Consider the following 11,421-nt stretch of genomic DNA (forward strand, 5'->3'; position numbering starts at 1 on the left):
GCCGCCGCCTCGACACCCTCGACGCGGAGCAGGTGCGCCGCCCGCCGGCGCCGCTCGCTCGCGTGGTTCGCGCTGCTCGCCGGCCCCAACGTCGTGCTGCTCGTGCTGTTCGTGTACCGCCCGCTCGTCGAGAGCTTCTACCTCTCGACGATGCAGTGGAACCTCGGCTCGCCCGTGGCCCGCTTCGTCGGCCTCGGCAACTACGTCGAGTGGTTCACCGCCGACTCCACCGCACGGGTCCTCACGACGACGGCCGTGTTCACGGTCACGACGGTCGGCGGGGCGCTCCTGCTCGGTCTCGGCCTCGCGCTGCTGCTGGACCGCAGGCTCCCCGGCCGCGGCCTGGCCCGCACGGTGGCGTTCGCCCCGTACGTGCTCTCCGGGTACGCCGTCGGCATCCTCTGGCTGTTCATCTTCGACCCCCGGTACGGGCTGATGTCGACGGTGCTCGGCTGGTTCGGGGCCGCGTCGCCGCAGTGGTACACGACGCCGCCGTGGCCGCTCGTCATGGTGGTCGTCGTCTACCTGTGGAAGAACCTCGGGTACGTCGCGCTCATCTACCTGGCCGGGCTGCAGGCCGTGCCGCAGGACCTCAAGGACGCCGCCGCGCTCGACGGCGCCACGCCCGCCCGCACGCTGCGCTCGGTCGTGCTGCCGCTGCTCGCGCCGACCACGTTCTTCCTGCTGGTCACGATGCTGCTGGCGTCGCTGCAGTCCTTCGACATCATCAAGGCGATGACGCAGGGCGGGCCCCTCGGCAGCACGACGACGCTGATGTACCAGATCTACCAGGAGGGGTTCGTCAACGGCCGCGCGGGGTACGCGTCGGCCGGCGCGACGATCCTGTTCGTCCTCCTGCTCGCGGTCACCGCGGTCCAGCTGCGCTACGTCGAGCGGAAGGTCCACTACGCATGAGCGTCCAGACGCCCCCGCGCCCCGCCCCGCCCGCACCCGCGTCGCCCCCGCCGGCGGCGCCCGCACCGGCGCCCGCCACCCGCCGCGGCCGCTCCCTGCGCGCCCTGCTGCTCGACGGCGGCGGCGTGCTCGCGATGGCCGTCGCGGCCGTCGTGCTGGGCATGCCCCTGCTGTGGATGGCGCTCGCGAGCCTCAAGCGCCCCGACGAGCTGTACCGCACGCCGCTGCAGTGGCTGCCGGAGCGGTTCGACGTGGCGAGCTACGCGCAGGCCGCCGAGACCATCCCGCTCGGGCAGCTCTTCGCGAACAGCGTCGGGCTCACCGTCGCGGGCGCGGGCCTCAAGGTCGTCCTCGGCCTGTGCTGCGCGTACGCGCTGGTCTTCCTCGACGTGCCGTTCCGGCGGACGGTGTTCCTCGTCGTCATCGCGGCGCTGATGATCCCGCCGCAGATCACGATCATCCCCAACTACACGTTCGTCGCGAGCCTCGGCTGGCTCAACACGTACCAGGGGATCCTCGTACCGGGCCTGGCCAGCGCGTTCGGCACGTTCCTGTTCCGCCAGCACTTCCTCACGCTGCCGGCGTCGGTGCTCGAGGCGGCGCAGCTCGACGGCGCGGGGCACTGGCGGCGGCTGTGGCGGTTCGTCGTGCCGATGTCGCTGCCGACCGTCGCGGCCGTCGGGCTCGTCGCGGTCGTCACCGAGTGGAACGACTACCTGTGGCCGTTCCTCGTGGTCGACGACCCGGACAAGATGACGCTCCCCGTCGGGCTCACGCTGCTGCAGAACGTCGACGGCATGTCGAACTGGGGCGTGCTGCTGGCCGCGACCGTCGTCGTGACGCTCCCCGTGCTGCTCGTCTTCCTGCTGCTCCAGCGCCGGCTCGTCGCCGGCCTCACGACGGGCGCCGTCACCGGCTGACCCGCCCCGCGCGGGCACCGGCCCGCGCACCACCCACCCGACCACCGGACCGCCCCCGGTCCGGTCCCCCGCGCGCGCCGTCCGGCCCGCGCACCGTGCACGACCCCCGCACAGAACCCCCGAGGAGACACCGTGTTCCACCGCACCGCGCGGAACCGTCGCCCGTCCGCCGTCGCGCTCGGCGCGCTCGCCGCCGTCGGCGCCCTGGCCCTCACCGCCTGCTCGGCCCCCAGCGTGGCCGGCGACGACCCGTCCGCATCCGGCGAGGCCGCCGCCGAGGTCGACTGGTCGCAGGTCGAGCCCGCCTCCGAGATCACGTGGTGGAGCAACCACCCCGGCGCCTCCAAGGCGGTCGAGGAGGAGCTCATCGCCCGCTTCGAGGAGGAGCACCCCGAGATCTCGGTCGACCTCGTCACGGCCGGCGCGAACTACGACGAGGTCGCGCAGCGCTTCCAGGCCGCGTCGCAGACGGACGAGCTGCCGTCGCTCGTCATCGCGTCCGACGTCTGGTGGTTCCGGTACCACCTGAACGACCAGATCATGCCGCTGGACGACGTCTTCGAGCACCTCGATGCGGAGACCGACGACTTCGTCCCCGCCCTGTACGGCGACTACGAGTACGACGGGCAGCACTGGGCCGCGCCGTACGCCCGCTCCACCCCGCTCTTCTACTACAACAAGGACATGTGGGCCGCCGCCGGCCTGCCCGACCGCGGCCCCGAGACGTGGGAGGAGCTCGCGTCCTGGACCGGGAAGCTCCAGCCGCAGCTGCCCGCCGACTCGGCGCCGCTCGGCATGTCGGTCGGCACGTCGTGGTCGGCGTGGTGGTTCGAGAACATGATCTGGGGCCACGGCGGCCAGTACTCCGACGAGTGGGAGACGACGCTCGACACGCCCGAGGCGCTCGAGGCGGGCGAGTTCGTCCGCGACCTGTTCCACGGCGAGCAGCCGGTCGCCACGGTGTCCGAGGACGCGACGGTCGACTTCGCGTCCGGCACGGTCGCCTCGACGATCGGCTCGACGGGCTCCCTCAAGGGCATCCTCGACGCGGCGACGTCCGAGGTCGGCACCGCCTACCTGCCCGACGGCCCCGACGGCGGCGGCACGCCGACCGGCGGCACCGGCCTGGCGATCCCGTCCTCGAAGACGCCGGAGGAGCAGCTCGCCGCGGCGATGTTCCTGCAGTTCCTCACGGACACGGACCAGACGGCGTACTTCTCGCAGAGCACGGGCTACATGCCCGTGCGCACGTCGGCCGTCGAGTCCGACGCGATGACGGCCGTCTACGCGGAGAAGCCGCAGTTCCGCACCGCGGTCGACCAGCTCGCCGACAAGGCGCGCTCGCAGGACTGGATCCGCGTGTTCGTGCCGGGCGCCGACGCGATCCTCACCGAGGGCCTCGAGCAGATCGTCCTGCAGGGCACCGACCCGGCCGAGGCGTTCGGGGCGATCACGCCGAAGATCGAGACCGCGTACCGCGAGAACGTGGAGCCGTACCTGTGACGGTCGTCGTCGCGCACCGCGGCAACTCGTCCGTCGCGCCGCAGAACACCCTCGCGGCGTTCGAGGCGGCGTGGCGGGCGGGGGCCGGGTCGATCGAGATCGACGTGCAGCTGACCGCCGACGGGCAGGTCGTCGTCATCCACGACGACACGCTCGACGCGACGACGTCCGGCTCGGGCCCCGTCGCCGGCACGGACCTGGCGGGCGTGCGGTCCCTCGACGCGGGCGCGTGGTTCGCGCCCGCGTACGCGGGGCAGCGCGTGCCGACGTTCGCGGAGGTCGTCGACCTGCTGCTGCGCCGGCCCGGCATCGACCTGCTGCTCGAGGTCAAGGGCGCGTGGACGGCCGAGCAGGTGCGCGGCGTCACCGAGCCGGTGCTCGCAGCGGGCCTCGCGGACCGCGTGGTCGTGCAGAGCATCTGGCCGGGGACGGTCGCGGCGCTGCGCGAGGCGGCACCGGGGCTGCGCCGGGGGCTGCTCGTCCTCGAGGTCCGCGACGACCTGCTCGACCTGTGCGCCGAGCTCGACGTCGTCACGTGCAACCCGTACGGGCCGCTGCTCGCGGCCGACCCGGGACTCGTCGACCGGCTGCACGCGGCCGGTCGTGAGGTCACGGTCTGGACGCTGAACGAGCCGGAGCACTGGGCGGCGGCCGTCGCCCTCGGGGTCGACGGCGTCATCACCGACCGGCCGGACCGCCTGGCCGGCTGGCTGGCGGCCCGCGTCCCGACCCCGGTCGCCTGACGGCCGGTCCCGCACGCGAACCGGCCGTCGTGCAGCACCCGCGTCACGCGGTGCTGCACGGCGGCCGGTCCGGCGTCGGCAGGGTCGGGAGCCGGGGCCGGGTCGGGTCGGGGTCGTCAGCCGGGCTGGGTCTCCAGGAGCGCCCAGACGTGCTTCGTCGTCTCGTCGGCGTACCAGCCGACGTCCTGCGAGAGGCGGCGGGCGATCTGCAGGCCGAAGCCGCCCATGCCGGCGGCACGCTCGCCCGCGATCCGGGGCTCGCTGCTCACGTCGTGGTCGGCGACGTCGAGCAGCAGGTGCGGGTCGCGCCGGCTCAGCGTCACGTACGTCGGCGGGATGCCGTGCAGCAGCGCGTTCGTGGCGAGCTCGCTCGCGATGAGGACCATGCGCTCGCCCACCGGGTCGAGCCGTCCGGGGTCGCCCCCGGTCGCGGCGGCGAGCTCGTGGCGCAGGCGCGACAGCTCCGCGGTGGTGTCCAGCGTCCACGTGCGGACGTGCTCGAACCCCTCGGGCGGCCGCGACGTGCGCAGCCCGTCGTCGACGTCCGGCGGACCGTCGGTGCGCTGCTCGCTCACGTGACTCCTCGAGGGGTGGGTGGCGTGTGGTCTCACGCGCGCACCTACCGTAGGCGTCGCTCGTCCTGGACGCCCGTCGAGCCACACCCCCGCGTGGGCGAAAGCACCCGGATGCGCGCGGCCTCAGGCCGCCTGCGCCGCGGCGGTGTCCTGCCCCGCCAGCAGCCACCGCACCGTCCGCGTCGCCTGCCGCCCCGCCCAGTGGGCGGCGGTGCCGCGCGCCCTGCCGACCGGTGCCAGCCCGAGCCCGTCGACGGCCCAGGCCGGCAGGCTCGCGACCGCCGGCTGCGCGAGCGCGGTGTAGCCGAGCCGCAGCGCCGGCGGGACGGGCGGCTCGCGCAGCAGGAACGCCGCCGCGTCGAGGGCGGCGGGCGTGGCGCGCAGCACCGGCCGGTACGACGCGATGGCGGCGTGCAGGTCGGCGACGGTCTCGGGGACGTCGACGGCGCCCATCGCGCGCCCGATCCGCGCGGCCTGCGCGACGTACTCGTCGGCGCGCGCGGGCGTCAGCGGGTCCGTGCCGTAGCGCTGGTGCGCGTCGAGGAAGCTCTCGATCTCCGCGACGTGCACCCAGCGCAGCAGGTCCGGGTCGTCGGCGGCGTACGCGATGCCGTCGGCCGTCACGCCGCGGATGCGGCCGTGGATGGTGCGGACGGCGTCGACGGCGGCCTGCGCGTCCTCCGCCGTGCCGAACACCGTGACCGCGAGGAACGTGCTCGTGCGCGACAGCCGTCCCCACGGGTCGGCGCGGTAGCCGGAGTGCTCGGCGACCGCCGCCATCGCCGCGGGGTGCAGCGACTGCAGCAGCAGCGACCGCAGTCCGCCGACGAACATCGACGCGTCGCCGTGCACCTGGCGGATCGCGGCGTCGGGCGCGAACCAGCGCGGGCCGGGACGGTGGTGGATGCGGTGGCGGCTGCGCTCGCCGTGGGGTCCGGCGACCCGCAGGAAGAGCGCCGTGCCGGCGCGCGCCCGCAGGCGCCGCACGGGGTCGACGGTCATGCGCCCACGCTGCGGGACCGGACCTGAGCGCCCGCTGAGTCGCCGGCCGGACGCGGTGCCGACGACGTGCCGGGAAGACACCGGCCGCGGGTGCCGTTGCCCCCGGTATGCGAGCCATCACCTACGCCCGGTACGGCGGTCCCGACGTCCTCGAGCTCACCGAGCAGCCCACGCCCAAGGTCGGCCCCGACAGCGTCCTCGTGCGCGTGCGTGCCGCCTCGGTCAACCCGGTCGACTGGAAGATGCGCGCCGGGTACCTCGACCAGGTCATGGACGTGACGTTCCCCGTCGTGCCCGGCTGGGACGTCGCGGGCGTCGTCGAGCGGCCCGGCCTCGACACGCCGGAGCTGCAGGCCGGCGACGAGGTGTACGGGTACGTGCGCAAGGACTGGGTGCAGGGCGGCACGTTCGCCGAGCTGGTCGCGGCGCCCGTCCGGACGCTCGCCCGCAAGCCGGCGGCGTGGTCCTTCGAGGAGGCCGCGGCCGTGCCGCTCGCCGGCCTCACGGCGTACCAGAGCATCGAGCGCGCGGGCGTGCGGGCGGGGCAGACGGTCCTCGTCCACGCGGCCGCCGGCGGCGTCGGCCAGTTCGCGGTGCAGATCGCCGCAGCGCGCGGCGCCCGCGTGATCGGCACCGCGTCCGAGCGGAACCACGACCACCTGCGCGCCCTCGGCGCGGAGCCGGTCGCGTACGGCGAGGGCCTGGTCGACCGGGTCCGCGCGCTCGCGCCGCAGGGCGTCGACGTCGTCCTCGACTACGGCTCGGACGACCTCGTGCCCACGACGCGGGCCGTGCTCGCCGACGGCGGGACGGTCGCGTCGATCGTCGACGCCGCCGCCCGCGACGAGCTCGGCGGGCACTACGTGTGGGTGCGGCCCAGCACGGCGGACCTCGACGCCCTGAGCGCGCTGGCGGACGCCGGGAGGCTCCGCGTGGACGTCGCCGAGGTGTTCGACCTGGCCGACGCCGCGGCGGCGCACGAGGCGAGCGCGAGCGGGCACGTGCGCGGCAAGGTCGTCGTCCGGGTCTGACGGCCTGGCACGGCTCCGGGGCCGCTGCGGGCGGTGGTGCGCGCGCCGCACCACCGCCCGTGGCGCGTCAGCGGGCGAACCGCACCCAGCTCACGTTGCCGACCTCGGCACCGCCGGTCGGGCCGACGACCTGCAGGTACACGCGGCGGACGCCGGTCGCGGACCCCGTCAGCGCCGCCGTGCGCGTCTCCCAGCGCTGCCAGCCCCCGGTCGGGCTGATCGGCACGCGTGCCAGCAGCGGGCCGAGGTTCGTGTCGCGCCGCACCTCGAGCGTGCCGGACGCCGTCGCGCCGGACGCCAGGCGCACCGACACCGACCGCGGCGACGTGGCGCCGAAGTCGAGGTCGAACCAGCCGACGAAGTCCCCGTGCGCGAGGTGCCCGACGGCCTGCCCGCAGCCGGCGTCCGCGCACGCCTCGACCTGCGTGCCGCGCTGGTCGTCGTAGAACGACGCGCCGAGGGTCGCGTACGGGGACGCCGTCGCCGGGTAGCCGAGCCCGTGCCCCAGCGGGAACAGCGCGTTCTTGCCGTCGCCGGCGTTGATGGGCTGCTGCACGGCGTCGTACGGCCACGTCACGGGCAGCCGGCCGGTCGGCGGGACCGCGCCGTAGAGCACGTCGGTCACGCCGTCGCCCTCGGTGCCCGGCAGCCACGCGGCGACGGCCGCGCGGACCCGGTGCAGCTCCTCGTTGACGTCGAGGGGGCGCCCGGAGAGCAGCACGAGCGTGATCGGGACGCCGGCGGCCGCGACGCGGTCGATGACGGCGCGGTCGCGCGCGGACAGGCGCATGTCGCCCGCGTCGTCCCCGTGCCACTCGGCGTACGGGTCCTCGCCCACGACGACGACCGCGCTCTGGTGGCTGCCGTCGGCGGCGGTGCCGTCCGGCGAGTACGTGACCGTCCCCGTCGTCGCCGCGCGCACGCCCTCGAGGACCGTCGTCCCGGGCTGCGCGTTGCCGGTCTGCCCCTGCCAGCCCAGCGTCCAGCCGCCCGACTGCCGGCCGACGTCGTCCGCCGCCACGCCCGCGACGAGCACCTTGCTCGCGCTGCGCGGCAGCGGCAGCACGCCCCAGTCGTTCTTCAGGACGACGACGGACGCGGCGACCGCCCGGCGCGCGAGCGCGCGGTGCGCGGCCGACCCGACCTCGCCGAGCCGCGACCGGTCCGCGAACGGCGCCTCGAACAGGCCCTTGCGGAACTTCGCGATCAGCACGCGCCGCGCCGCGTCGTCGATGCGGGACGTCGGGATCCGGCCCGCCTCGACCTCCCGGACCACGAGCGCGTGGAACGCGCGCCACTCGTCCGGGACCATGACGAGGTCGATGCCCGCGTTGATCGAGGTCCGCACGTCGTACGCCGAGATGCTGCTCGCGTCGCCGTCGAGGAAGTCGATGCCGCCGTAGTCGGAGACGACGAACCCGTCGAAGCCCAGCCGGCCCTTGAGCACGTCCGTGACCCAGTACCGGGAGCCGTGCACGCGCTCGCCGGAGATCGACGAGAACGACGCCATGACGACCCCGACGCCCTCGTCGACGACCGCCCGGAACGGCGGCAGGTGCAGCGCCTCCACCTGCGCCCGCGTCAGCGCGGTGTCGCCGCGGTCCACGCCGCCGGTCGTGCCGCCGTCGCCGAGGTAGTGCTTGGCGCCGGCGAGCACCGCGTCGCGGTCGGCGACCGAGGCGCCCTGGAACCCCCGCACGTACGCCGCCGAGAGCGTGGCGACCGCGGCGGGGTCCTCGCCGAACGACTCGTACGTGCGGCCCCACCGGTCGTTGCGCACGACCGCCGTGACGGGCGACCAGCTCGCGTCCATCCCGAGCGCCGTGATCTCGCGCGCGACCATGCGGCCGAGGTCCTCGACGAGGGCCGGGTCGCCGGTGGCGCCCAGGCCGATCTGGTGCGGCACGACCGTCGCGCCGCGCAGGCTGCCGAACCCGTGCACCGCGTTGACCGCGTAGAGCATCGGGATCCCGAGGCGGTTGCCCAGCGCCGAGCGCTGGTGTCCGTCGTACAGGTCCGCCCAGCCGGTCGGCGTGTTGCTCGCCGGCTCCGACGACCCCGACGAGAACCCGACGCCGACCCACCCGCTCGACAGCGCCTCCGCCGTGAGCCACTTGCGCTCGACGAGCGTCATCTGGCCGATCTTTTCGTCGAGCGTCATGCGCGCGAGCAGGTCGTCCGCGCGGGCGGCGGCCGGCAGCGCCGGGTCCCGGTACGGCGCGGTCGCCGCGGCGTGCCGGGGTGGAGCGGCGTGCAGGGGTGGAGCGGCGTGCGCCGGCGGGGCGGCGGGCAGCGCGAGCAGCGGCACGACGACGGCCACGGCGGCGGTCCCGGCGAGCAGGGTGCGGGCGCGGGCGCGGGTCAGGGCCCGGGTACGGGTCCGGGTGCGCGTGCGGGCGCGCGCGGCGCCCCGACGGTCGGTGGCGGTCATGGTGTCCCCCTGGTGGCGCGGCTCGTGGACGCGTCAGCGGGCGAAGCGCAGCCAGCCGACGTTGCCGACCTCGGCGCCGCTCGCCGGGCCGACGACCTGCAGGTACACACGGCGCACGCCCGTGGCGGAGCCCGTCAGCGGGACCGTGCGCGTCTCCCAGCGCTGCCACCCGCCGGTCGGCGAGATCGGCACGCGGGCCAGCAGCGGGCCGCGGTTCGTGTCCCGGCGGACCTCGAGGGTCCCGGACGCGGTCGCGCCGGACGCGACCCGCACGCTCACGCTGCGCGGCGACGTGGCGCCGAGGTCGACGTCGAACCAGCCGACGAAGTCCCCGTCCGCCAGGTGCGCCACGGCCTGCCCGCAGCCGGTGTCCGTGCACGCCTCGACCTGCGTGCCGCGCTGGTCGTCGTACAGCGCCGCGCCGATCGTCGCGTACGCGGACTGCGACGTCGGGTACCGCAGCCCGTGCCCGAGCGGGAAGAGCGCGTTCTTGCCGTCGCCCGCGTTGATCGGCTGCTGCACCGCGTCGTACGGCCAGGTCACCGGCAGCGTGCCGGTCGGCAGGACGTCGCCGAACAGCACGTCGGTGACGCCGTCGCCCTCCGTGCCGGGCAGCCACGCGACGACCGCCGCGCGCACCCGGTGCAGCTCCTCGTTGACGTCGAGCGGGCGCCCGGTGAGCAGCACGAGCGTGATCGGCACGCCCGCCGCCGCGACGCGGTCGATGACGGCGCGGTCGCGCGCGGACAGGCGCATGTCGCCCGTCGCGTCGCCCTCGTACTCGGCGTACGGCTCCTCCCCGACCACCACGACCGCGCTCTGGTAGCTGCCGTCGGCGGCCGAGCCGTCGGGCGAGTACGTCACCGTGCCCGACGCCGCGGCGCGCACGCCCTCGAGGATCGTCGTGCCCGGCATCGCGTTGCCCGGCGCCCCCTGCCAGCCCAGCGTCCACCCGCCGGACTGCCGCCCGACGTCGTCCGCGGCCACGCCCGCGACCAGGATGCGGCTGGCGCTCGTCGGCAGCGGCAGCACGCCCCACTCGTTCTTCAGCACGACGACCGACCCGCGCACCGCCTCGCGCGCGACCGCCCGGTGCGCGGCCGACCCGATCTCGCCGAGCCGCGCCCGGTCGGCGAGCGGCTGCTCCAGCAGCCCCTTCGCGATCTTCGCCGTGAGCACCCGCCGCACCGCGTCGTCGACGCGCGACACCGGGATGCGGCCGGCCTGCACCTCCGCCACGGCGACGGAGCGGAAGTGCTGCCAGTCGTCCGGGACCATGACGACGTCGACGCCCGCGTTGATCGCGGTGCGCACGTCGTAGCCCGACACGTCGTACCGGTCGCCGTCGAGGTAGTCGATGCCGCCGTAGTCGGAGATCACGACGCCGCCGAAGCGCAGCTCGCCCTTGAGCACGTCCGTGATCCACCGCCGCGAGCCGTGCACGCGCTCGCCGCGGATCGAGGAGTAGCTGACCATCACCGTCGCCGCGCCCGCGTCGACGGCGGCCCGGAACGGCGGCAGGTGCACCGCGCGGACCTGCGCGTCCGTGAGCGCCGCGTCGCCGCGGTCCTCGCCGCCCGTGGTGCCGCCGTCGGCGAGGTAGTGCTTCGCGTTGGCGAGGACCTGGTCGCGGTCCGCCACCGACGCGCCCTGCAGGCCGCGGACCAGCGCGGCGGAGAGCGTGGCGACGGCCGCCGGGTCCTCGCCGAACGACTCGTACGTGCGCCCCCACCGGTCGTCCCGCGCGACGGCGACCACCGGCGAGAAGCTCAGGTCGACGCCCATCGCGGACAGCTCGCGCGCCACGAGGTCGCCCACGCGCCCCACCACGGCGGGGTCGTGCGTCGCGCCCAGCCCGATCTGGTGCGGCACGATCGTCGCGCCCGGCAGGTTGCCGAACCCGTGCACCGCGTCGGCGGCGAAGAGCATCGGCACGCCGAGCCGGCTCGAGAGCGCCGCGCGCTGCAGCGTGTCGTACCGGTCGGCCCACCCGGTCGGCGTGTTCGGCGACACCGTGGAGCTGCCGCCCGCGAAGACGAACCCGACGCCGCCTCCCGAGAGGGCGCCCGAGGTGATCCACCGGGTGCCGACCATGGTCATCTGGCCGATCTTCTCGTTCAGGCTCATGCGCGAGAGCAGGTCCTGGGCGCGCGTCGCGACCGGCAGCGCCGGGTCGAGGTAGGGCGGGGCGGCGGCGGGGTCCGCCGCGGCGGGCACCGCCTCGGCCGCCGCGGCGGCCCCCGGGTCGGTGGGCGCGCCCAGGCTCGTATACAACAAACCCAGCCCCCGCGACTCGTACGC

The 11,421-nt window shown here is 75.4% G+C and carries 9 protein-coding genes; 5 read left to right on the forward strand and 4 right to left on the reverse strand.

The annotated features are described in order from the left end of the window. The 4 genes from AB6N23_RS14365 to AB6N23_RS14380 form a co-directional block, all read left to right on the forward strand. Window positions 1–915 (forward strand): carbohydrate ABC transporter permease (locus AB6N23_RS14365; protein WP_412866696.1); only part of this gene is annotated, 915 nt, incomplete at its 5' end. Beyond that, window positions 912–1,835 (forward strand): carbohydrate ABC transporter permease, encoded by a 924-nt coding sequence (locus AB6N23_RS14370; RefSeq protein WP_412866697.1) that lies wholly within the window; start codon window positions 912–914, stop codon window positions 1,833–1,835. The genes AB6N23_RS14365 and AB6N23_RS14370, both read left to right, overlap by 4 nt. 132 nt (window positions 1,836–1,967) lie before the next feature. Then, window positions 1,968–3,338: an ABC transporter substrate-binding protein gene (locus AB6N23_RS14375; RefSeq protein ID WP_412866698.1), complete on the forward strand. Its 1,371-nt coding sequence runs from the start codon at window positions 1,968–1,970 to the stop codon at window positions 3,336–3,338. After that, window positions 3,335–4,081, forward strand: coding sequence for a glycerophosphodiester phosphodiesterase (locus AB6N23_RS14380; RefSeq protein ID WP_412866699.1), 747 nt, complete (start codon window positions 3,335–3,337; stop codon window positions 4,079–4,081). The genes AB6N23_RS14375 and AB6N23_RS14380 overlap by 4 nt, the downstream gene beginning before the upstream one ends. Window positions 4,082–4,197: 116 nt before the next feature. Here AB6N23_RS14380 and AB6N23_RS14385 read toward each other — a convergent pair whose 3' ends face one another. Both AB6N23_RS14385 and AB6N23_RS14390 read right to left on the reverse strand, forming a co-directional pair. After that, window positions 4,198–4,656 carry an ATP-binding protein gene (locus tag AB6N23_RS14385; RefSeq protein WP_412866700.1) on the reverse strand — a complete coding sequence of 153 codons (459 nt, stop codon included), beginning with the start codon at window positions 4,654–4,656 and terminating at the stop codon, window positions 4,198–4,200. 123 nt (window positions 4,657–4,779) lie between these two features. Then, window positions 4,780–5,658: an oxygenase MpaB family protein gene (locus AB6N23_RS14390; RefSeq protein WP_412866701.1), complete on the reverse strand. Its 879-nt coding sequence runs from the start codon at window positions 5,656–5,658 to the stop codon at window positions 4,780–4,782. Between the two features lie 107 nt (window positions 5,659–5,765). Here AB6N23_RS14390 and AB6N23_RS14395 point away from each other — a divergent pair, with 107 nt between their 5' ends. Further along, a complete protein-coding gene (locus AB6N23_RS14395) occupies window positions 5,766–6,689 on the forward strand; it encodes an NADP-dependent oxidoreductase (protein WP_412866702.1) in 924 nt (307 codons plus the stop codon). 67 nt (window positions 6,690–6,756) lie between these two features. On the opposite strand, the gene AB6N23_RS14400 is transcribed toward AB6N23_RS14395, so the two are convergent. Together AB6N23_RS14400 and AB6N23_RS14405 are read right to left on the reverse strand one after the other, a co-directional pair. Beyond that, window positions 6,757–9,120 carry a glycoside hydrolase family 3 N-terminal domain-containing protein gene (locus AB6N23_RS14400; protein ID WP_412866703.1) on the reverse strand — a complete coding sequence of 788 codons (2,364 nt, stop codon included), beginning with the start codon at window positions 9,118–9,120 and terminating at the stop codon, window positions 6,757–6,759. A gap of 33 nt (window positions 9,121–9,153) precedes the next feature. Continuing rightward, on the reverse strand, window positions 9,154–11,421 hold a 2,268-nt coding region (locus AB6N23_RS14405; RefSeq protein WP_412866704.1), incomplete at its 5' end, for a glycoside hydrolase family 3 N-terminal domain-containing protein.

The sequence above is a fragment of the Cellulomonas pasadenensis genome, from assembly GCF_047229365.1.
Classification (GTDB): domain Bacteria; phylum Actinomycetota; class Actinomycetes; order Actinomycetales; family Cellulomonadaceae; genus Cellulomonas.

What these genes read in the sequence shown, in the direction of transcription:
- AB6N23_RS14370 (WP_412866697.1), top strand. Translation starts at nt 912, where the DNA reads ATGAGCGTCCAGACGCCCCCGCGCCCCGCCCCGCCCGCACCCGCGTCG.
- AB6N23_RS14390 (WP_412866701.1), bottom strand. Translation starts at nt 5,658, where the DNA reads ATGACCGTCGACCCCGTGCGGCGCCTGCGGGCGCGCGCCGGCACGGCG.
- AB6N23_RS14395 (WP_412866702.1), top strand. Translation starts at nt 5,766, where the DNA reads ATGCGAGCCATCACCTACGCCCGGTACGGCGGTCCCGACGTCCTCGAG.
- AB6N23_RS14400 (WP_412866703.1), bottom strand. Translation starts at nt 9,120, where the DNA reads ATGACCGCCACCGACCGTCGGGGCGCCGCGCGCGCCCGCACGCGCACC.